Origin of the sequence: Aquimarina sp. Aq107, assembly GCF_943733665.1 — a bacterium.
In the GTDB taxonomy this organism is placed as follows: domain Bacteria; phylum Bacteroidota; class Bacteroidia; order Flavobacteriales; family Flavobacteriaceae; genus Aquimarina.
In genome coordinates this window covers 3,235,828-3,259,294 of the sequence record NZ_OX030782.1, presented here as the reverse complement: position 1 = coordinate 3,259,294, position 23,467 = coordinate 3,235,828, and the positions used below count along the sequence as shown (strand labels likewise).

The window sequence follows — 23,467 nt, the reverse complement described above, 5'->3', positions numbered from 1 at the left end:
TTTGTTTTTTAGCAAGAATAGCTATTAAGAGATGAAGGGAGTTTTTATCAATTAAAATAAATCTGTATGGTGTTTAATTGTTTTTTTTTGAACTCTATCGCTACCTTTTTAATACGATCATAAAAATAGGCAAGAGATTACCGATAGATAATAATCGTGTAGTTTATTCTTATAGGTGATATTATTATTGAGTTAGCCTTCAATATACTCTTGCCTTCTTTTATGTTTGAGGTTAGTTATTCGAGCATAAAATTTGATATATAATTACTAACTGCTGTTGGACCATTGAATTATGATGATAACTTTTTGGTAATGCCAGTTCCTCAAAGAGAAAGAGATGCGAACCCGAATTTAATGCAAAATTCAGGATATGGGAGTTAATTGTTGAGTTTTTATATTTTTCAAAACTGCCTGGAAATATAATCAGATGAAATCTACGGAGTGGAATGAACAATAATCTGATTCAAAACAATTTTCTGGGCAGTTTTAATCTCTCAGGGCAATAAGACCGAAGATTGTGTATATCCTTTTTATATCCCAAAAAATTACCCGTTTAAATATTGTTTTAAACGGGTAATTAATTTTAAAAGAATTTTTCTTGAATTTTTATCGTTTTAAAATCTTTCTAGTAGAAGATTTACCGTCAATAGTTATTTTACAAAAATAAATACCACTTGCTAGAGATCTTTCTCCCAGCCTATATTGGTGAGTTCCTGAACTTACTTTTGTATTGATAATAGTTTGAGAAGCTCCATATAAATTAATGAGTTCTATCCTTACATCACTTCTATTCTTTAGTATTTCCATCTGTAATACGGAGTTTTCAGTTATGGGATTAGGAAATATTTTAATATTCTTATCTAATGTTTCATCTTTAATATTAGTATCATTCAATCTTATTGCATCAGGATTTTGATCGTACCAGGTACCATTATAATACCATCCATTTTGACATCGATTTAGATCCGGTGTTTGAGAAATTCCACTATTACTAAAAATAAAATTAGAGCAAGAAGTGTTTGGTAATGTATATTGATACCAACCATCTGTTGCTAATGTCATAGGCTCTCCTGGCCAGCCAGTTGTGGCGTCAGAAGGAGTAGTATCCCAAAAATAGACAGTTGGAGATGTGTATGAGTCAGATTTAAAGTATACTGTTAAGTTTTGACTTATTTCAGGATTACTATCATACCAAGTTCCATTGTAATACCATCCATCTCCGCATCTCTGCAGATCTTGTGTTTGCGATATTCCATTATTACTAAAAATTATATTTGCACAATTAATTCCTTCAAGTTTTAAAGAATACCATTCATTACCAATGCTATTCATGGTCACACCTGGCCAAGGAACTGTAGCGTCGATTGGAGTTGTATTCCAGTAGTAAATAGTTGGATTAGGCAGTGATCCTTTAAAATATATTGTCATTGAATCAGATGTACCATCCGAAAAAGTAAATGAATTACTGATAATTTGAGAAGATAGTCCTTCTACATCGTATGCAATAGCGCGTATCGTTGTGTCAGATGTAATACTTAATGGGGCAGTATATCTATCTGAAGAAATAGAAGGTTCATCGCCATTTAAAGTATAATAGATTTCTATTCCTTGTGGATTATTATCTGTAGCGCTTAATGATATACTTACGGTTTCTCCAATATTAAAAGATCCACCTTCAGGTGACATGGATATTATTGGAGGCGTATTTCCTGTAATTCTTGGATCTGCATCGTACCATATTCCATTATCATACCAACCATCTTTATCTCTACTTAAATCATCTGTTTTAGTGCCACCATTATCATTAAATAATAAGTTAGTGCTTTGCACCCCTTCGAAAATATATTCATACCATTCGGAATTGTCTATTCGATTCATCTGAGGCCCCGGCCAATTACTTACAGGTAATACGTCTGGCGATTCATTCCAATAATGTACATTTGCTTGAGACCAAGAAGATGGTTTTTTGAAATAAACATGTAATCCTTCTATGGGGCCAATTCGATAATTTTGAGTGATAATATCAGAGGCAGTACCATCTCTATCAAAAGCAATTGCTTTTACAGTAGTCGATTCGGCGATAGTAAACGAACTATTATATGCAATGCTAGAAGCATTAGGATTAGAACCATCGGTAGTGTAATAAATAGCATAAGGAGCTCCAGTACCACCTACACCTTCAAGAGTAACCTGAATAGGATCTTCAGAATTTGTAATATTAGGGTTAATAATAACAACAGGATTGCTAGGGCCATTAACGCAATTTTCGAAAAAACCACCTCCGCAACCTCCAATAAGTCCAGGTCCGTTTAACACATAAATTCCTGCTGATCCAGAAGTTACTGTAAAGTTTAATATCCCATTTTGTGCTGCAATTTCACGACCAGTAACTGCATCTCTATATAAACCATTTGTCATTCCTGAAATAGAGAATGATGCACCTCCATCTTTAGCTAATCCTACCGCAACTTCACTATTTTGATATATTCTTCGATAGGATACGGCATTTCCAGGAGCTTCTTTCCAATCCCAACTTCCTTTTTGTAAAGCGGGAACCGCTTTTCTAATTGCATTTAGTTTTTTAATATGTTGATATATTCGATGATTAGACGCTTGATCAATAACATCTCCATAGTATGCTCTACCGGTTTCATTGATGGATTTTTCGATTCCAGATGCATCGTGGATATCATTAAACTCTCCGGCTTTAAATCGCATTTCTGTTCCGTAATATACGGTCGGGATTCCTCTCCACGTGAACATGAAATTCATACAAGCAGCTAAATTTTCATCAGATCCGCCATAACGTCTATTCCAGTCATTATTTGGACCAAAATCATGATTATCTAACCAAGTAACTAAGGTAGATGGATCACTGTATAAATTGTCATACCTTGCAGCAGCTTTTACTGTTGGGAAAGATTGTCCTTCTTCAAAAGTACCATGAAAAGTAGCTTCTCCGAAAAAATCTATTACAGCAAGATCTAAAGGTTCTGAGTTATTCACTTCTCCTCTCCAGGTATAATAATGTGGATTAGTTTCATCAACAGGATGTAGTTCGTGACGCTTTTGCGCTACTTCTCCAAAAATAAATAGATCGGGATTGATAGCTTTAAACGCATCGTAAAAATAAATAATGTCCTCTCTACTCATATGTTTAACGGTATCCCAACGAAAAGCATCTACTCCCATATTTATATACGTGGCATAGGCATTTACAAGATAATCTCTAACCACTTGACTTCCTGTGTTAAGATCAGGCGTATCACCAGCTAATGCTCTGTTTTGTAAATTTTCTATATCATCAAATCCTTGTGCAAAACCATTTCCAGAATGGTGATACCAATCCGGATCAGAAGTGTCAACATAACTTTCTTTACCCGGGAAATTGTAAGCGGACAAATCTTGATTATACGGAGGAGGCATTTTTTCTAAATTTGCTCTACTCCATATTAAACCATCTTCTGGATTGGGAGTTAAACCGTCATATTCCCAATTAGGGTTGTCAGGAGCGTACCAAGGTTTTGTTGGATCTGTATTGTATTTTATCTCAGCGACATCCTTTATACCAAAACGGCCAGCGTGATTGGTTACGACATCTAGAACAATCTTCATATCACGAGCATGAATTTCATTTATTAAATCTTGGAAGGTAGCTCCGGGAGACTCTAAACGAGGATCAACTTTCGTAAAATCCCATGCGTGATATCCGTGGTAATCTAAAGGACTTCTGTTATGTACAATAGGTGTTATCCAAATTGCAGTAAATCCAAGATCTTTAATATAGTCTAGTTTTTGGATTAATCCCTTAAAATCTCCTTTCCAAGTTACGTCATTTGGATCCGTAATTGTGGGATTAATAGTGGGGTCAGGATTGTACGAAGACCATTCTGTTGCAGCATTGTTGTTAGAATCTCCATCGAAAAATCTTGAAGTCATTAAAAAATAAATCGTTTCTTCTCTAAAATCCGTCTGTGAAGTTACAATATAAGAATTGAGAAATAGACTCCATAGGCATATTATGCCTAGAAGTTTAGGTAGTAAGTTTTTCATAAGTTTTAGTGTTTGAATTGTGTTTTGTGTGAAATTTTATACTTCTTTCAGAAGTTGTAGTTTATCTTGTCATATTGGTAGAATTAGTTAAACATTATTGAGTAAATGATGATTTATTAGCACAAAAAATGATGATTTACTAATTTAGGGAATAATTGAGTATTAATTTGATTGTTTTTTTACTCAAACGTTTTCGTGTTGATAAGATTTAGAAGTAGTCCATATACCAATCCAAGTACCAATAATTTTAATATATGTTTCAAAAACTTATTTTTTGAAACATATTAATTTATCGGAAACTGATAGATCATTAAACTGATAGTTAGTTTTAATCCAATTTAAAGTTTTTTGCGTGTAGAAGAATACGTGGGTTGGATCATTTTTATACCACCAAGAATTAAAATCAATGGATTCGTTATAAAGATAGGTTTTACAATATAGACTTCCTTTTTCCTGTAATAAGGAGTGTAATAATTTGAACTCTTGATTTGGATTGTAAAAGTGTTCCATTACTTCACAACAAGCAATGTAATCATAGGTTTGGTCTAGTGCTTTTGTATTTGGATCAAAAAATGGATCATATGTAGTGATATTGTATCCTATATTTCTTAGCATCGAAGTGATCACGGGACCACTACCGCTTCCAAAATCTAGGCCTTTGTGTTCTTTTTTATATTCTTCTATAATAGAATTCACTATAGGAGATACAAAATTTTGATAACCAATATCTGTCACGTCATTGTTATGAGTGTCATACCTGTTTTTTTCATCTATGTTAGATAGAAAATACGATGGATCCATTCCAATCCCATCACAATGAGTACATTGATAATAGACTCTTTTTTCGGTAACAGAAAATTCTACGGTTTCTGATCCGCAAAGAGCACAATTCATAAATTACAATTAGAGCTCTTTAATTTTTTTAAGCTTGTTTTTCCAAACTTGTAGACTCTCTTTATGTTTTCCAATGTTTTTCTTTACCTCTATTACCAGAGGGTTGTTATCATCTGCGTGTTTAAAAAATTGTAGATTATTTTCTAATTGGCGAATTTCACCATGAACTTCATCTATTTTTTTACGAATGAAGTTTTGCTCATTTCTAAGAGCTCTATCATCTGATTGATTGGCAAGAGAACTAAGTTTATTTTCGTACTTAATCATCTCAGTTTGTTGTCTACTAAGATTTAGTTGTTCAAAAAAGGTGTCTAAGACCTTATTATAATCGGATTCTATGTTTTTCTTTTTGTAAGGAACTCTACCTAGGCTTTTCCAAACGTTAATATTTTCTTTGATTGTAGTAAGATCGGTTTCGGGATCACCAGATAATTTTAGTTCTTTAAGTGCTTCTATGTGCGCTAATTTTTTCTCATAAGAAGCAACTTCTTCTTTATTAGCTTCATTTTTTTCAGCGTGTATTCGATCAAAATAAGAATTACAGGCATCTTTAAATCGTTTCCATATTCTATCGCTGTCTTTTCTAGGAACGTGACCTATTTTTTTCCAATCCGCTTGAATTTTTTTCATTAGCGGTGTAGTTACAGAAAAATCATCACTATCCTTATTATCTTCAGCGATTTTGATGAGTTCCATTTTCTTATTTAGGTTTTCGAACTGATCTTTCTTAAGACTTTTATAGAATGCATTTTTATTTCTGTTAAAATCTCTTACCGCACTTTTAAATTGACTCCAAGTTTCTTCATTAGCATTAGAAGGTACTTTTCCAGCTTGAAAGAATTCTTCCCTTAGAGCCTCTATTTCTTTGATTTTTTGTTGCCATCCGCCATGATTTTTTGGATAATCGGAAGCTACGTTGATGATCTTAGAAATAATTTCTTGTTTTACTTCTAGGTTTTTTTCGTAAACTTTATCCTGTATTTTAAAGAAATCTTGACGGTTTTCGTGTATCTTTTTAGTAAGAGCACTAAATTTTTCCCATATAGGTTCTCTATATTCTTTAGCTACTGGGCCCAAATCTTCTTTCCACATTTTATGCAGAATTTGCAATTCTCTAAATGCCCTATTTACATCAGTTTCCTGAGCTAATTCTGTGGCACGCTCAATAATCTTAAGTTTTTGCTCTAAATTATGTTTGAAATCCAGATCTCTAAAATCTCTGTTTAGATGAAGAAAATCATAAAAGTTCTCTGTGTGATGATGGTATGTGTTCCAAACTGTATTATACTTATCTCTTGGAATAGGACCCGCATTATGCCATCTTTCTTTTATTTCCTTAAAGTGGTTATATGTAGTATTAATGTTTTCTTCTACATTTAATAGCCCTTTTAATTCTTCAATTATGTCCAATCTTTTTTGAAGATTAACTTGTAGATCTTTCTTTAAATTTTGGTAGTAGGCATTTCTTTTTTCTTTATAATCGAAATAAACAGAATTAAACTCTTTTTTTAATGGAGTAGAGTAGTAGAAGTCAATTATATTACCGCCATCTGCTAAAAATTCATCTTTTTTCTGCTCTACTTCCTCATTAAACTTAGCATTAAATTCAGTTTTAATTTCCTCAACATGCTCCTTTATTGCCTGGATCTTTTCGCTTTTAATCAGGTGACGTAATTCAGATATGAGCTCATCTTTGCTCATTGCATGATAGTCTTTCTTTTCTATATCGTGTCGCTCTAACTTGCTTTCATCCTCACTATCTTTTGCTACTGCCTGATCCATTTCATTTAGGATCTCATTTTCAGAATCAGAGATAACTTCTTCTTTTTTTACTTCTTCAGTAGCTGTAATTTCTTCGGTAGACGGTTTCTCTGCAGAGAATTCTTCTGTAACAGTCTTTTCATTTACAGTAGCTTTTTCAGATTGATCGTCTTGAGTTGGCTGTGATTCAGTAACTTCTGCGACAGTTTTTTCTTCTATAGCCTTTGTATTGTTCTCTTCGTTTCCATCTGCTTCTGGCAGGTTATCGTGTGTGGACATTATATAAAATGTTTTTGTTTGTCTGAGCTTAACGATTGACTAAGATACTAACATCTTATATAAACTCAAAGCAAATGAGCTGTTTTAGGAATTAGATTTGTAGGAAATATATAATAATTCTGATATAGAAAATGAAAAATTATTGATTCCAGATCTCCCAAGATTTTTCGGCTTGGAGTATTAACATACGTAAACCATTACTAGTTTTCGCTCCATATTCTTTTCCTTTTTTCATGAAAGTGGTTTCTTCTGGATTGTAAATAAGGTCATATAAAACGTGATGTTCACTTAAATATTCAAAAGGAATGTTTGGATGACTCTCTATATTAGGGTGTGTGCCTAATGGAGTACAATTAATAATTAATTTAAAATCTCTAATGATATCTTCATCAAGATCATTGTAGCTCAATTCTTTAAAATCAGGGTTTCGAGATACAAAATTGTGTTTTATATTTAATTTATTTAGTGCAAAAGCAATTGCTTTTGATGCTCCTCCAGTTCCCAGGATTAGGGCTTTTTTAATCTTGTTATTTAGCAATGGCTTTAAAGATTCTGTAAAACCATAATAATCACTATTATAACCTGTTAGTTTTCCGTCTTTGTTAAACTTAATGACATTTACAGCACCAATTTCTTTGGCAGTAGGATCCAATGAATCTAAGAAGGGGATTACTTCTTCTTTATAAGGTATGGTTACATTCATTCCTTTGATATCTGAATCTTGTATTATAGTTCTTAAATCATCGATCGTTTTGATATCAAAATTTTGATAAGAACAATCCAGATTTTCGTTTGTGAATTTGTTAGAAAAATAGTTTCTAGAAAATGAATAACCGATATCTCTACCTAATAATCCGTATGTGTTCATGTTGGTTTGGTTTTTAATGTTTTCTCGCCATACCATTCCAACCAAAGGACAATCCCTATACCCACTAAAATAAAAAAGAAAGCAGCATAGGTTGGTATTATTGTAAGATCTGGAAGGTAGCGATCGTAGTTGTCCAGTATAGGATTTCCTTGTGCATCGATCAATATTTCTCCAAGATCATTTTTTTTATACATTTTATGTTTCCATGGCCAAACCACTCCCAAAGAACCTGTTATGAAACCAATAATAGCAGCAAAAGTTGCATTTTTGTAATGCTTTAATACATATCCTAAAAAGTGCGATAATGTAACTAGGCCAGTTATAGAGCCTAAACTAAACACTATAAGAACTTGAAGTAATCGTAACCTTTTAGCATTTTCCATAAAAGATAAATCCCACCGTATTAAATCTGCTATAGTGTCATATAAGGCATTTACTGCGTCTACTAATAATAACACATAGTTGCCAAATAGAATTAAGATAAAAGAACCGGATAATCCAGGTAGTGTCATACCAGAAACTCCTACGATACCACAAAAAAAGACGAAGAATAAGTTATCATTCTCCTTTGCAGGTTCTAGTAAACTAATACTTATCCCGACTATAGTACCAATGATAATAAAACATATATTGCGTTTACTCCATTCATCAAAGTTTTTGGTTATATAGTATATTGATCCTATAATCATTCCAAAAAAAGCTGCCCAAACATAGAGTTCATAATGGATGATTAGATAATCGAGAATTTTAGAAACACTAAAGTAGCTAATTAACATTCCTGAGATCAATAGTGCTAAAAATCGACCGTTTATATATCTCCAAAAACTTTTGAATCTAAAATTGATAAACAGTTTAAATGCTTTTAGATTTATTTTTTGCAGTGAATAAATGAATTCTTCATAAAAACCAGCAACGAAAGCCACAACTCCACCAGATACACCAGGTACTTTATTAGCAGCTCCCATAGCCAAACCTTTAATGACTAGAAAAAACTTATCGCTAAACGTTCTGGTGTTTTGAGCCATATATATTAATCTCCTTTTTTGGTTGCGAGTCGCTCTAGTGCAAGAATTAATAGAAACCCTACTGTAATAAAAAGAAGTACCCAAATAATTCTAGGATCGCCATCAAAACTAGAAGGTAGTATACTTTTTTCTATAAAAGGAACTTCAATACCTTCTGAATTTGTTCTCCATGAAAGTACTTTTTTCCACGGCCATAATTTGTTTAAAGAACCGATCATAAACCCTGTAAGTAAAGCTAATGTCATATTCTTATGATTATTAAACATCCAGTTTAATATTTTAGAAAAAAGCTTTAAACCGGCTATAGCTCCAACAGCTATAATCAGTATTTTATAAAACGCTTGCCATAATAGATTAAAATCTAAGGAAGTCAAACCTTCTCTAAATTGATTTAATATACCAATGAATGTTTCATAGGCTCCTAAAATTAAAAGAATGAATGCTCCGGAAACTCCTGGTAATATCATCGCTATTATAGCTATAAAACCACAAAATAATAAGTACCATAGGCTTTCTGGTGATGCCATTGGTTCTGCAATTGTTATAAAGTAAGAGATAACTGCAGCTAATAGTATACTTATAAGAACCTTAGGACTCCAAGTTGTTATTTGTTTTCCAATATAAAGTATACTAGCTAATACTAATCCAAAGAAAAATGACCATAACAATAGCGGTTCATTATGTAATAACCATTTAAGAATTTTTGCTAATGACAGAATACTTATTGCAATACCTGAAAATAATGCTAATAAAAAAGAAAGATTGTATTTTTTCCAAGAAGCAACAAATCCCTCATTTTTCCATACCTTAAAAAAATTAAGGTCTAGATTATTGATTGTGGAAATCAGCTCTTCGTATATACCCGAAATAAAAGCTATTGTTCCTCCCGAAACTCCAGGAACCACATCCGCGGCTCCCATGGCAATTCCTTTAGCTGAAACTACCAGATAGTCCTTAAGACTTCGTTGCATTCTTTTTGATTTAGCATTTGTTATACAAACAAATGTATGTATTTTTTGTTGTAAATTTTGTTGTAATCTAAAGGAAATTGAAGTAAACCATTTGATTTATAAATTCCACAAAAAATAGGTTGATTACCCTTTGTATTCAGAAATAATATTCTGAACCAACGTAAGATTAAATACGTGTTCAAATAATTCTTCTAAAACAATAGTGAACTCTATATCTAATTCCAGTGCTTTTCTAAGGTGAAATTCTCCTTTGCTAAATTCTTGTTTTTCGTAATATAAACCTGCTAATCTATATTGTATTTCGGCATTTTCTGGATAAAATTCGATAGCTTGTTGCATATTTTGAATAGCGGCATCAGACTCTCCGATAAATTTTAAAATATCGGAACGATTAAGCCACGTTTCTAACTCGTAATTTCCAAGCTCCAAAGCCTTTCGGTATCCTCTTTCTGCTTCTTCAAAGAAAGCTAAGCGGTTATTAATTTTAGCATAACGTTTCCAGTATAAAACATTTTCTGCATCTATGCTGATTGCTTTATTGGTATAATACAACGCTTTTTGATAATTACGTTTTCTCATATAGAAATCAGTGATTGCAATCCACCCTTTGTCCAAAAGTGGGTCTTCGTGCACTGTTTTAGAAAAATGCTGAATTGCCAAATCATCGCTACCTAATTTTTCGAAACATTTACCAATTCTTAGTAGAGCAAAAGAAGTCGGATCGTCTAATTCTAAAGTAATCCGATAATTTTCTATAGCCTCATTATAACGTTTTAATTTTTCTAAAACCTTTCCTTTTTCTAAATAAGCACCAATAAAATATTCATCACTAATAATAGCAAAATCAAATGCAGCTAAAGCTTTTTCATATTCTTTAAGATCAAAGTATTGTTTACCAACTTGATGCCAGGCGACTTCGCAATATGGATTTTTATCTAAAAACATATTGAGATAATTGATTGCTTCTTCGTGTTGCTCAAGAAAATCAAAACAATAAATAATATTATATAGTGCCGAGTAATCCTGATTATCTGATTCTAGACATCGCATGAAGTTTACTTTTGCATTTTCAAAATCATCCATAAACAAATACTCCATACCTATAAGAGAATATACATCTGCTTCATCAGCAGTATACTGCAGCGCAGTGTTTAGTAATTCGATTGCCTTTAAGTGATCATTTTGTTTAGAAAGTATATTGGCTTTTTGGATATATATTTCTTCATTTTCAGGTTCCAATGCATGAAGCTGTGCCAGAAGATTATCAGCTTTATCTAAACGATCTTCAAAAACAAGAATTTCAACTTGTAATAGTTTTAGATTAACAGAAGAAGGATGTTGAGAAAGTCCTAGAGAAATTGCTTTTTTGGCTTTAGCAATTTTTCCATTCTCTAGATAATGATGAATTATTGATTCGAATTCATCAGAATCAAAAAATTTAACATCATTAGATCTCAGCATAGACTCATATCGAGTAATTGAGAAATTATTTTCTTCGAATTCTTCGTGGTTAAATTTCATACACGTTGATTAAAGATGCCGAATAAATCATAAATGCGTTGTAAATCTTTTTTGTTTTCCCCAACAATTAAGAGTAATACAAAACACCTTACTTAATTTATTTTGGCATTATTGATTTCCTCTGTATTAAAATTACAAATGAATTGGTATAATACTACTTCGGAAATCATTTGTTTGTTAACAAACTAATTAACAAAATGCGTACCATTTATAAATGAATGGATTACAGTTTTAAAAAATAAAAGCCTTTGGATGCTATTGGATGTGCGATATGGTAAGATAGCTTACTAAATATAAGGAATTTATATGAATTAATCAATATCGATGTTTGAATTTTTATGATTTACAAGTTCATCCAATATATCGATGATTATTTGACAACCGATACTAATTTCTTCTTCCGAGATCGTTAAAGGAGGTGTAATACGTACTGCTTTTGGTTCAAAAAGAAGCCAAAAAAGTATTAATCCTTTATCTTGACATCTTAAAACAATTTCATTTGTTATTTCAGCAGAAGGTGTTATTAAAGCTAACATTAACCCGATACCTCTTATTTCTTTTATCAAAGGGTGTACTAAGAGCGATCTAAATAATTTTTCTTTTTTTAATGTTGCTGCCATTAAGTCACTTTCTGTAATTTCCTGCAAAGTTGCCAAAGCGGCAGCCGCGATGACAGGATTCCCTCCAAATGTAGTAATATGACCAAGTTTTGGATTGTCTTGTAGTTGATCCATCATTGTTGAAGAAGCCGTGAAAGCTCCTATTGGTAATCCACCACCCATTCCTTTTCCCATAACAACTATATCCGGAATGATATCATAATTTTGAAATCCAAACAGTTTTCCGGTACGACCAAATCCAGGTTGGATTTCATCTAGAATTAGTAAAGCACCAACTTCATTACAACGTTCCTTAACTTTTTTAAGATAATCATTAATAGGCTCAATGAATCCGGCTCCTCCTTGTATGGTTTCTAGAATGACACAAGCAGTTTTTTTTGTAATATTCTGTATATCAGCTTCCTTGTTGAAATTAATAAACGAAATATCTGGAATAAGAGGTCTAAAAGCTTGTTTTCGTTCTTCAAAACCCATAACACTCATTGATCCCATAGTGTTACCATGATACGCTAATTTAGCAGCTATGATTTCACTTCTTCCAGTTACTCTTCGTGCTAATTTTAAGGATCCTTCTATTGCTTCTGTTCCTGAGTTCGTTAAATATGTTTTTTCTAAAGGATCGGGGAGAAGAGAAGCCAATAATTTGGTAAGTTTCACTGCAGGTTTTTGAATATATTCTCCATAAACCATTACGTGTAAATACTTGTCAAGTTGTTCTTTTATAGCGTTCACAACTCTAGGATGTTTGTGACCAAGACTACAGGCAGATACACCAGCTACAAAATCTAAATACTTTTTGTTTTCAGTTGAAAAAATATAACTTCCTTCTGCATGCGAAATTTCCATTGCCAAAGGATGCGGAGTAGTTTGCGCTTGATAAGTAAAGAAATCTTTTTTCACATTCGTAAAGTTAAGTCAATATGAAGTTCTCGATAGCTTATTTTAATGTTTCAAAAAAAGAAAAGATTTAAAAAGAATCTTACTTATTTCTTTTCTTGAATACTATCTAAAGTCTTTTTATTTTTTAAGGTCGTTACCGTAATGCTATCTCGTTGTCTTGCCGAACGATTAAGATCATGGTCTACAAAGGCTACTTTTTTGGGCAATTCTTTTTTAGAAGTTGTATCTTTTTTCTTTTCAGCTTTTGTGTTTTCCTTAGTCTTTTTCTTTGGTTTTAGAATTTCATCTAGCTCTTCATTAGTTTCCTTTAATTCCGCGTCCTCAAGTTTTTGCTCTAATAATCGAGAACCTTCGGATTTGTTTTCTTCTAGACGTTTTATAGTTTCTTCATCAAAGAAGTCATCATCTTCTACAGGAAGCGGTATTCCTGTTATTTTTGTTAGCTTAGGAGGTGTTTCTCCTCTGAAAAGATCCTTTTTACTAAGTATTTGTTCTTCTCCTCTCCATTTAAAACCAGATAATTCTCTGGCATTTTCAGGCAAATCAATTTCTCTATACAATGTTCCGTCTACATTTTGATAATAGTAGACATCTACAATTTCTCGTTGTTCTAGTAGTAATTTTATAGAGCTCGACAATACTTTATTAATACCAATCAATTTAAGTTCTCCTTCACTTTCTCTTTGATAAAATATAGTTTCTGTATTCTTATCGATATCTACTTGATAAATTTCATTGTCTTTAAATAATCCATACAGCGTTTGACCTTTCACCTGATTATATCCAGCTTTTAGTGTGTCTTCTTGGACTAAAAATGCATTTTGATACACTACCAGTGAATCAAGCTTTTCAGTTTCAGTATTTGATATAATCTTTATAGTATCACCGGTCATTTGATTTCGCTGAGACCAAATAATAGGTTTGCCTATCATTTTAGTATATCCAGTGGTTTGATCAACATTAATAGAATCACTCTTACCACTCATATTACTTTTAAAAATTCGAACATCATAAAAACCATTCATAATTCTACGTTCTGGTTTTCCTGTAACCATTAAAGTGTCACTGTGAATATAAATAGAGTCTTTTTCCTGTAAAGTGGATGCTAATGCTCTTTTTGTGATAAATACAGAATCTTTGTCCTTAAAAACTTCTGCATAATGACCCGTAATAATCGAATTATTGGCGGTATCTAATACTTTAATGTTATTCGTGGCTGATGCAAATTGTATGGCACTATTATAAAATATACTATCACCAAAAACAGTTCGATTATCATAATCGATACGAGCATTTTTTATAGCATATCCAGTCTTTACTTTAGTATCATAAAAACCACGCTCGCAATAGAGTGTGCTTTCTTCTCCTTTTACAGTTGATGGTCCGTATAAATATGCATGGCCGTTATCAGTATAATAATCCAAACGATCGGAATCAACTGTGTTTTCTGGATTAACGATTTTTACTTTTGTATTAAATGAGTATTGTTTTCTGTCCATAAAATACCTTCCTATTTTACTAGTAAGTGTATTAGAAGAATCTTTTACTGTTCCACCACTTCTGTAATAAGCTTGCTGACGTAAACGATCAAAAAATAATGTATCCGTTGTTAATGTATTCGATGGAGTTTCTAAAAAAACATTTTCTCTCGCATATGCAAATTTACTATTACCATTATATTCAGCATAGGCACTGGTCATAGTAAGTGTATCTCCTTGTTTCATTTTTACATTACCAAGTGCTCTAACGAATTTATCCTTACCATAATGCACAGCTCGATCACACCAGATCTCAATACCATCGTGTTCGATATAAACTTGTTTCTTTACTTTGGCAAGAATTGTTGCACCAGGAAAACGTTCTTCGTTTTTAATGGTACGATCTGATTGAACCTTGATTTTTTTACCTTCTTGAGCAAACGAGATAGTGCAAAAAAGCAATATAAAAGCTATATAGAAAAATGTGTTTTTCAAGTATCTGTAATTTGTCTGCAAAATAACGAAAATTGTATGTAATGATTGTATCGGTTCATGCATAAATACTTAAGCAATGAAGTTTTGTTGCATTTTTGATCTAAAATCAATGAATCATTATAATTTTCTGCTAATAGGTATTAAGTTTAACAGTGCTAATTAATTGTTTTTAAGTTATTCTTTAGTTAAATAATTTATTACTTCCCTAAGAAAGGTTTTTCATGGGCAAGTAATAGGTCATTTGCATTGTTTTTCCATGTAGTTGGAGCATCCGATTTATTGATAATATAACCTACTGCATACATATATCCTTTAAAATATAATTGTTGTTTTTTTATTACATTTTCGGCTTTCTGATAATTTCCAGCTTTGATTAATTGAATATACTGATCTAGATCTGTTTTTGTAACTCCTAGATTTTCAATGTTCTTTACGTTTTTTGTATAGTCTTTCTTTTCTAATAGATTAAATGCTAATGAGTACCAAATTGTGGAGTTGTTAATTCCTTCTTGATCATTTAACAGTTTTACATCATTTTTGATTTTATTAGATGCGCCATCTGATACTGCTAGAAAACGTAATATATATGGTTTGTTTTCTTCATATGATTTTATAAAATCATATGCTTCGTTTAATTTACCTTGTAGCATTAATACGAATGCGTAGTTAGGATCATCATTAAATTTGGTCAATTTTCGATTATCTATACCTAAGTAATATTCTAGATCGTTCGTAGTAAAGTTTAATTTTCCTTTTTCACCATAACGATTAATTTTCCTTCGTACTTTCTCAGCATTAATGGCTATAATCTCTTTTAAACTATTTACTTTACTGGCTGAATTAAAGGCTAACAAACTTTTTTCCCAATTTTCATTTTTTGCATAAATATGAGCTGCAGCATATGCTAACCAAGGATGATTGTTCCATTGCTCATATCCTTTTAGGAATTTATTATCTTGGTAATCAGAATCTTCTAGGCACCTAGTATTTAGATAATATAAATCAGGACTATTTTTATTTTTTATAAATGATTCTTTAATCTCATTACATATTTTATTTTTTTCTTCGATATTGGCTAGATCCATTCTTGCTCTTTTGGAAACCATATCATTTCCTAAATTTTGTATTCTTTGATCAATTACCTCTTGAGGATTATCAGAAAATTGTAATAGACTTAGCCAGTTCAGGATATTGGTACTTTCTTCTGTATCCCATTTTACGTGAGCATATATTAATTTTTTCAGTTCAGAAGAATCACTAACAACTGAAATCATATCATATGGGTTAATATCACTGTATGCTACTAGGACATCTTTTTTAGTTCCTATTTCATCTCTTTCAGGAGGTGTTTTTAAAATATAATCTGCTTCACTTGCAAACCATCTTTTTGCACCAATATTTCTTTGTTTTGGAATATAACCATTTCCTGATCCGTAGTAAGCAGTATATTCAAAGAAAACACCAGCATTTGCTATATTGTAAACATGTTCTTGACCAGGTGACCCACTAGTTTCATTGAAGTTTTCTATGTTTGATCCATCAAATCTATTTGTTACTATGTTGTAATCGGTATTATAGTCTATTGAGATAGATTTGTTATTTTTTGCAGGGATTTGTATTTGTTCTTGTTCATTGATAACTACAGTTACATCTATTTCTAATCCATTATAAATAGTCAAGCTAGTTGATTGAGAAAAGCTTCCTAAAAAAAGAGCACCTCCAATTAGTACCGAGGATATAGCAAATTTCGCAGTTGCTCCAAAAAAACCTTCTCCCATCATAAAGCGATCCCATAATTTTAGCTTTCTTTGGATAGGCCTTTCTGTTCCGGGAACTAGTAATTTATAAGAATCTGCTATAGTAATAGGATTAGGAATTCTTTTTGCAATTTGATTATTAGTAAGATAAGCATTCTTTATATCTTCTTCAATATCCAACAGATGTTCAAGGGATGAATTTCTTAAGAAATTTAACCCATTTAGAGCTTGATTAGCCCAGCCATCAATTACTTGGGACCATTTGTTTATGTTTTCTCCCGTGGGAGATGATAGTTTAAATTCTTCAAAAAAATCGGCATAACTTTCTTTATTAGAATTTTCTAATAGTTCTTTATTTAATTGTATTTTTTTACTTTTAAGAAAAGAAGAACGAATGGATTTGTAATAATCGTTCCCGGAATTTAATATAGCAGTTAGTTCATCAGAACTTACATTTCCATCAGCAAGAGCAATTGAAACTACGTTGTGATATTTTCTAGCTGCGTCTTCAATATCTGCTATTGCGTGTTCTGAATAGTGTACTAAACTACTGATTGATTTTAAATAATTGGACCAATTATTATCTATAATTGAAGCTGCTTTATAATATGTAGATCTACATAATGTATCTTGAGTTTTTAATTCATCCAATAAAGAAGATTCTTCTAGAGCTAGTTTGTTTAGTACCGCTTTTACATCCTTTCTTTTAATTCTTTCTCCTCGATGCCAAATTTCTCTTTTTTCTATAGTAATTGGACCGTTTACAATAAGGTTAATAGCAACTATTTCTTCTTTTACTTCCTTTAAATTATCTAATGTTTTAGAAAGTGTTGTTTGGTATAATGATTCAAAATTAGATGTTATTTCGCTATTAGATATATCTAATGAATACATTTGATCAACACTTTCAAAATTTAGTGTAAAAAATCTGTTTAAAAAATTCGACTGGTATTTTGGGTCCAAGAAAGTCCAATTAAAATATTTTTTATTCTGAAATTCTAAAGACTCTTGATCAGATATAATTTCTGTTTCAATTTTACTTGTTGCTATTAGTTTTGCTGTTATTTCGACTTCATATTTAGTAGCGTCGGATAGCAAAATTTCTGCTGGTCTTTCATCTATTTCGGCTGCGATGTATATTTTTTTAGCGTTTTCTTCTCGATCTTGATCTGCAGGATGTGTAGACCACATTTTTGGTGGATTAAATATTCTGTCTTCAAAAATTCTATTTGATTCAGGATTCGTATCAACTATTTGAGGAGATTTGCCATAAGAATGATCATTCAATACCCATGACATTTTCTTGATGTAATTGCTTTGTAGTTTAAATAAATTATGTATCGCTTTTTTATCTTCTAGTTTAGAATTAACAGCATTTAAGGCATGATCATATGCTTCATCAGCGATTTGTAATTTATATAGAGCGTGTATAAGGGCATCACTACCAGTTAATGAAACAGCGACTAAATCTGCCTGAAATTCCATTTCTCTGGATAATGCACGTTGTGCTATTATAACAATACTAAAACAAGTTTCTATTAATGACCTAACTGCCCATACAAGTATTGATAATATCCAACCTATCCAGGAAATACGGATGTCAATACTGGATATTCCAGCTAAAAAATTGTCAAAAATATCTCGTTTATTGATAATTTGAACAGCAATTTGCTGCGCGACATATACATACCTACCCAATAACATAGAACGCTGTGCAAAATGACCAAATTCATGTGCTAGTACAGCTTTAAATTCTCCAAGGCTCAATACATTCATTAAGCCTAATCCTATTTCTAAATTTTTCTTTGATGGAAAAATTAAATTTATAATAGAAAGATCATATGATACACTTGCATTTACTCTAGGTGAAAGAAAAACTTTTGAAGGTCTAGGAGCGCCAGCTTCATCAGCTAATTTATAGAGATAATCAAAGAGCGTTGGTTCTTCTTTTTCTGTAATATATTTATCTAATGGATTTTTCTCTTTTTTATTGAAAATAAAAAGAGACTTAATCATAAATAAACAAAGAAAAGCGTATCCACCTGCCAATACATAGTTCCAAAAAGAACCTTCATCTAAAAATGAATAATATGCTAGTCGACCAAACCAGATTATTAATGATATATAAATAACAATAAAGAATAAGAGTCCTAAAACTGAAAGCCATACAAATTTTTTAAATGAAGCAGAAGGCTTCGTTAGTCCATCGGGTATGCTATGAGAACTTTTTGAGTATAGGTTTTTCATAAAAAAAATGTTATTAGTTAGCTAATTAAAAACTTCAACATTGTAACATTTATTAATTGTAAAATGACAATTTCTTAAAATGTTTTTATGTTTTGGCAAAGTTTTATATTCTTAGGTAAGTGTCAGATTGATACTAAATGTTACCCCAAAATTTATTTTTTATGAAAAGAAATATTTATTGTCAAATATCATAAACGAAAAATCCCTTATTACATAGATGTAACAAGGGATTTAATATATTACTAAAAATAAAGTTGAATTAAGATTGTAATCCTGGGATTTCAACAACTTCATTTACATCTTGGGTATAATCGATTCCAGCTACTTTAAACCCAAATAAGTTGAAGAAATCATTACTGTACCCTTCTAAATCTCCAATAGTTGACAACGTTTCTGTTGTGGCATTATCCCAAAGTTCTTTTATCTTTGCTTGAATATCTTCACGCATTTCCCAATCATCGACTCGTATTCTGCCTTTGTCATCGGTAGCGATTTCATTGTTGTTATATAATCGATCTGCAAACAAACGTTGCATTTGCTCTATACATCCTTCATGAACATTATTTTCTTTCATTATTTTGTATAATAAAGAAATGTATAGAGGAATAACAGGAATAGCTGAACTAGCTTGTGTTACTAGCGCTTTATTTACAGAAACATATGCTTTTCCGTTTATATCAGCAAGAGAATCAGTAATATCAAATGCTGTTGCTTCTAAATGATCTTTGGCGCGACCAATAGTTCCTTTTCTATATACAGGTTCAGTTAACTTAGGACCAATATAAGAATAGGCAATTGTTTTAGCTTCTGGAGCTAATAAATTTTCTTTTTGTAAAGCATCAATCCAGAACTTCCAATCTTCTCCACCCATAACCGTAACTGTATTTTCTATGTCTTCTTCAGTAGCAGGTTCAATGGATACTTGAGATATATTTCCGGTATGGAAATCTACAGTTTTATTTGTGTAAGAATCTCCAATAGGTTTTAAAGAGGATTTATGTTTTACTCCAGTTTCTGGATGTACTCGAACAGGGGAAGCTAAACTATAAATAACTAAATCGATTTGACCTAGATCTTTCTTTATAAGAGCGATGGTTTGCTCTTTTATCTCATTAGAAAATGCATCTCCATTAATACTTTTAGCATACAATCCGGCTTCATGTGCTTGTGTCTCAAATGCAGCAGTATTATACCATCCTGGAGAGGCTGGTCTATTAGTTTTAGGTGGTTTTTCTAAAAAGACTCCAATTGTAGCAGCATTAGAACCAAATGCACTAGTAATTCTGGAGGCAAGACCAAATCCTGTAGATGCTCCTATAACTAGTACATTTTTTGGACCTTCAATGGCTCCTTTAGATTTAATATAATTGATTTGATTTAGTACATTTTGTTCACATCCTTTAGGGTGTGCTGTCAAGCAGATAAAACCGCGAGTTCTTGGTTCGATAATCATTGTGTAACTTCTTTTCTGAATGTACGAACATAGCCCAAAAAGAGTCGATTTCCAAGTAAAAGAAGAGGAGATTGAATAATTTTTGATATTCAATATATATCTAGTAAAATCTAGAGTAATGTTTTTAAAAACATATGTGGATATACGGTTTATTAAAGCGCATCAATCATTTAAGAAAAATGCAATAATTTAAAGGTTGAATAATTTATTTTTAACCTCTTTATATTCAAAAAACGTCAAAGCCATAATATAAGATAACTTACCTTGTAAAATTTCGTTTGAAAATGACTTTTTAATTATGAAATATCAATATAAAAAGCGAGTTTTTATTTTTAACGATATTACTTTTTTTGATTTATCACAGTAAACATTGGCAGTGTTATTTGATATTTTACAACAATTAAACGAATAATAATAATCAATAGGGTAGTAGTTATATACACAAGATTAGTGGGAGTATTGAAAGTATATAAAATCATAAAACATATTCCTCCAGCAATAGATGCCGTTGCATAAATTTCTTTCCTGAAAATTACAGGAACTTCATTACATAGGATATCTCTAATAACACCTCCAAAACATCCCGTCATGGTTCCTAATGCAATAGATACAATAGGGGCTAGGTTGGTCTGTATGCCTGTTTCTACTCCTATAATAGTAAAAATACCCAATCCTATAGTATCAAATAAGAAAAGAGACTTTTTTAGGTAATCTATTTTATTTCGGAACAATATAGCTAGTATAGTTACTCCACCGATCAAGTACATGTTTACAGTGTTTTGCATCCAGGATACAGGTGTTGCACCAATTAATACATCTCTTAGAGTTCCGCCACCAATAGCTGTGACAAATGCAATAATAAAGATTCCAAACAGATCGAATCTTCTATTCATCGCACTTAAAGCTCCAGAAATAGCAAAAGCAATAGTTCCTAAAATATCCAAAGTATCGAAAAGTGTCATTTTCTTTTATTTTGGAATAAAAGTAGGGTATCTAATTGAAATTATGATTTTTCAGATTCATCTTTCTTATGATTATCTAGGATATCTATATATGAATAACAATTCTTAATAACTTTAGTGTAAGGTTTATCATCAAATTGCTACTTTTACATCAGTTAAATAGAAAAGATTATGTCAGATACTATAGAAAGAATAAAATGCCTTATTATAGGTTCAGGACCTGCAGGTTATACTGCAGCAATATATGCAGCCAGAGCAGATCTAAAACCAATTATGTACACCGGTATGGAGCCTGGAGGTCAGTTAACTACTACAACTGAAGTAGATAATTTTCCGGGATATCCGGAGGGAATCGATGGACCTACAATGATGGTGCAATTACAGCAACAAGCTGAGCGTTTTGGAACTGAAGTCCGAATAGGGATGGTTACTTCTGTCGAATTTAGTAAAGAAGTAGGAGGTATTCATAAAGTTACTGTTGATAATACGAAAGAGATCGAAGCAGAAGCTGTAATAATATCTACTGGTGCCACTGCTAAATATTTAGGTTTACCTAGCGAACAGAAATTACGAGGAGGTGGAGTTTCTGCCTGTGCAGTTTGTGATGGATTCTTTTATAAAGGACAAGATGTTGCTATTGTAGGAGCTGGTGATACTGCAGCAGAAGAGGCTACTTATTTGGCTAATATTTGTTCTAGTGTTACTATGCTTGTGCGTAAAGATTTTATGAGAGCTTCGAAAGCTATGCAACATCGTGTAAATAATACACCAAATCTTAAAGTGCTTTATAATACAGAAGTTGATGAGGTTCTAGGTGATCAGGTAGTAGATGGTTTGCGTATGATAAACAATCAAACTGGAGATAAATCTGAAATTTCAATAACAGGATTGTTTATAGCTATTGGTCATAAACCGAATACTGATATTTTTAAGGATCAGATTGATATGGATGATACTGGATATATTATTACCGAAGGTAAGTCTACAAAAACGAATATTCCTGGAGTATTTGCTTCTGGAGATGTTCAGGATAAAGAATATAGACAAGCAGTTACTGCTGCAGGTACTGGTTGTATGGCGGCATTGGATGCAGAAAGATATCTTGCTACGATAGAAACTAGTGAAGAAGTTTCTGCGTAAAAAATAGTATATGTAATAAAAAAAAGACCTGAGATGTATCAGGTCTTTTTTTTATTATAATTTGAGTAAACCAGGACTATAATCTATTTTTTTCTTGTACAATATAGCTTCATTGGTAAATACAGGGATATTGATTTTTGGTTCTCCCAGAAGATAGATTTCTGAATCATCCTTAGCTTCAATGGTAATTTCTTCATTGGCAACTAAATAACAATCACTAGAGCCTTCAGCAATTATTGAGGTTTTTTCTGTGATTAATTTTTCACCATAGAAATCAGTATTTCCATCTGCTCTTAATAGCATCGAAGTTACTTTTCCTTCTAATTTTGCATATCCTTTTTGATATAAATCTATTTTTAGGCTATCTGCTTCTACGATACCTTTAAGTTCGGAGTCATCATTTACTTGATAAAAAGCTTCATTTGCATTTATATGTAAATCAACATTAGATTTGCCATTTGTAATACTACTTGTTTTGTCAGCTTCAATACTTAGAAACATCTCAGAATCATCATTACTTTCGATTCTTATGTTAGAAGCTTTTATTAAAGAAGTAGATTTAAGTTGTACTTTATTAAAAGATACTATCTTCTTTAAATCTTGAGCATAACTGATTTTAATATTAAGTGCTTTTGAGCGTTTGATTCTTTTATCAGACTTAATATTTAAGATGCTATCTTGTACAGTTATATTAATTACTTCCTGTAAATTACTATCTGCTTCAATAGATATTATATTATCACTGTCTTCTTGTAATGTTACTTCAAAATTATCATTGAGTTGTATTGTATGAAAAGCATCTACTGATTTTTGTTCAGTAACTACAATTTTATTTCCTTTTATTTTCTCTTTTTGCGCGTGTAGGTTTCCTAAACCGATTAGGCATAATAAAGAAAGTGCCCATGTTCTCATAGTATGAAAGTTTTTATTTTAAACTGTGTTTTTTTTATTTCAGTATAATACGAGTCAAAAAAATATCATCTTCAATTCAATATTACTTATTAAATATAATGTTGTTTTAAGCGATATTTCAAAAGACGTAC

At 31.7% G+C, this 23,467-nt stretch carries 14 protein-coding genes; 1 reads left to right on the top strand and 13 read right to left on the bottom strand.

What is annotated here, in order from left to right:
* Window positions 1-606: 606 nt before the first annotated feature.
* The 12 genes from NMK29_RS14000 to NMK29_RS13945 all read right to left on the bottom strand — a co-directional run bounded on the left by NMK29_RS14000 (window position 607) and on the right by NMK29_RS13945 (window position 21,284).
* Window positions 607-4,053: a starch-binding protein gene (locus tag NMK29_RS14000; protein ID WP_108803626.1), complete on the bottom strand. Its 3,447-nt coding sequence runs from the start codon at window positions 4,051-4,053 to the stop codon at window positions 607-609.
* Between the two features lie 267 nt (window positions 4,054-4,320).
* Complete coding sequence (locus tag NMK29_RS13995; protein ID WP_108803627.1) at window positions 4,321-4,947, bottom strand: class I SAM-dependent methyltransferase; 627 nt, start codon at window positions 4,945-4,947, stop codon at window positions 4,321-4,323.
* Window positions 4,948-4,956: 9 nt separating this feature from the next.
* Window positions 4,957-6,987 carry a DUF349 domain-containing protein gene (locus tag NMK29_RS13990; protein ID WP_108803628.1) on the bottom strand — a complete coding sequence of 677 codons (2,031 nt, stop codon included), beginning with the start codon at window positions 6,985-6,987 and terminating at the stop codon, window positions 4,957-4,959.
* Between the two features lie 139 nt (window positions 6,988-7,126).
* Window positions 7,127-7,855 (bottom strand): shikimate dehydrogenase, encoded by a 729-nt coding sequence (locus NMK29_RS13985; RefSeq protein WP_108803952.1) that lies wholly within the window; start codon window positions 7,853-7,855, stop codon window positions 7,127-7,129.
* Entirely contained in the window at window positions 7,852-8,880 is a 1,029-nt protein-coding gene (locus tag NMK29_RS13980) for a DUF368 domain-containing protein (protein ID WP_108803629.1), read from the bottom strand. The genes NMK29_RS13985 and NMK29_RS13980 overlap by 4 nt, the downstream gene beginning before the upstream one ends.
* A 5-nt stretch (window positions 8,881-8,885) precedes the next feature.
* On the bottom strand, window positions 8,886-9,851 hold the full coding sequence (locus NMK29_RS13975) for a DUF368 domain-containing protein (RefSeq protein WP_108803630.1): 966 nt from the start codon (window positions 9,849-9,851) through the stop codon (window positions 8,886-8,888).
* A gap of 123 nt (window positions 9,852-9,974) precedes the next feature.
* Window positions 9,975-11,372, bottom strand: a complete 1,398-nt coding sequence (locus NMK29_RS13970; RefSeq protein WP_108803631.1) for a tetratricopeptide repeat protein — start codon at window positions 11,370-11,372, stop codon at window positions 9,975-9,977.
* Between the two features lie 311 nt (window positions 11,373-11,683).
* The gene (locus NMK29_RS13965; RefSeq protein WP_108803632.1) at window positions 11,684-12,892 is read right to left on the bottom strand and encodes an aspartate aminotransferase family protein; all 1,209 of its coding nucleotides are present in this window, start codon (window positions 12,890-12,892) and stop codon (window positions 11,684-11,686) included.
* A gap of 83 nt (window positions 12,893-12,975) precedes the next feature.
* Window positions 12,976-14,865: an OstA-like protein gene (locus tag NMK29_RS13960; RefSeq protein WP_234424274.1), complete on the bottom strand. Its 1,890-nt coding sequence runs from the start codon at window positions 14,863-14,865 to the stop codon at window positions 12,976-12,978.
* A 197-nt stretch (window positions 14,866-15,062) separates the two neighbouring features.
* Window positions 15,063-18,869, bottom strand: a complete 3,807-nt coding sequence (locus tag NMK29_RS13955; RefSeq protein ID WP_108803634.1) for a M48 family metallopeptidase — start codon at window positions 18,867-18,869, stop codon at window positions 15,063-15,065.
* 259 nt (window positions 18,870-19,128) lie between these two features.
* Window positions 19,129-20,322, bottom strand: coding sequence for an enoyl-ACP reductase FabV (fabV, locus tag NMK29_RS13950; protein WP_108803635.1), 1,194 nt, complete (start codon window positions 20,320-20,322; stop codon window positions 19,129-19,131).
* Between the two features lie 341 nt (window positions 20,323-20,663).
* Entirely contained in the window at window positions 20,664-21,284 is a 621-nt protein-coding gene (locus tag NMK29_RS13945) for a trimeric intracellular cation channel family protein (protein ID WP_108803636.1), read from the bottom strand.
* A gap of 171 nt (window positions 21,285-21,455) precedes the next feature.
* Here NMK29_RS13945 and trxB point away from each other — a divergent pair, with 171 nt between their 5' ends.
* Window positions 21,456-22,424 (top strand): thioredoxin-disulfide reductase, encoded by a 969-nt coding sequence (gene trxB, locus NMK29_RS13940; RefSeq protein ID WP_108803637.1) that lies wholly within the window; start codon window positions 21,456-21,458, stop codon window positions 22,422-22,424.
* Between the two features lie 54 nt (window positions 22,425-22,478).
* Here the strand turns inward: trxB and NMK29_RS13935 are convergent, their stop codons facing one another.
* Complete coding sequence (locus tag NMK29_RS13935; RefSeq protein ID WP_108803638.1) at window positions 22,479-23,336, bottom strand: GIN domain-containing protein; 858 nt, start codon at window positions 23,334-23,336, stop codon at window positions 22,479-22,481.
* Window positions 23,337-23,467 lie beyond the last annotated feature (131 nt).

Excerpts from the sequence above, each read along its gene's own strand:
- NMK29_RS14000 (WP_108803626.1), bottom strand. The coding sequence starts at position 4,053 with ATGAAAAACTTACTACCTAAACTTCTAGGCATAATATGCCTATGGAGT.
- NMK29_RS13945 (WP_108803636.1), bottom strand. The coding sequence starts at position 21,284 with ATGACACTTTTCGATACTTTGGATATTTTAGGAACTATTGCTTTTGCT.
- NMK29_RS13935 (WP_108803638.1), bottom strand. The coding sequence starts at position 23,336 with ATGAGAACATGGGCACTTTCTTTATTATGCCTAATCGGTTTAGGAAAC.
- trxB (WP_108803637.1), top strand. The coding sequence starts at position 21,456 with ATGTCAGATACTATAGAAAGAATAAAATGCCTTATTATAGGTTCAGGA.
- NMK29_RS13985 (WP_108803952.1), bottom strand. The coding sequence starts at position 7,855 with ATGAACACATACGGATTATTAGGTAGAGATATCGGTTATTCATTTTCT.
- NMK29_RS13970 (WP_108803631.1), bottom strand. The coding sequence starts at position 11,372 with ATGAAATTTAACCACGAAGAATTCGAAGAAAATAATTTCTCAATTACT.
- NMK29_RS13980 (WP_108803629.1), bottom strand. The coding sequence starts at position 8,880 with ATGGCTCAAAACACCAGAACGTTTAGCGATAAGTTTTTTCTAGTCATT.
- NMK29_RS13990 (WP_108803628.1), bottom strand. The coding sequence starts at position 6,987 with ATGTCCACACACGATAACCTGCCAGAAGCAGATGGAAACGAAGAGAAC.
- NMK29_RS13955 (WP_108803634.1), bottom strand. The coding sequence starts at position 18,869 with ATGAAAAACCTATACTCAAAAAGTTCTCATAGCATACCCGATGGACTA.
- NMK29_RS13975 (WP_108803630.1), bottom strand. The coding sequence starts at position 9,851 with ATGCAACGAAGTCTTAAGGACTATCTGGTAGTTTCAGCTAAAGGAATT.
- NMK29_RS13995 (WP_108803627.1), bottom strand. The coding sequence starts at position 4,947 with ATGAATTGTGCTCTTTGCGGATCAGAAACCGTAGAATTTTCTGTTACC.
- fabV (WP_108803635.1), bottom strand. The coding sequence starts at position 20,322 with ATGATTATCGAACCAAGAACTCGCGGTTTTATCTGCTTGACAGCACAC.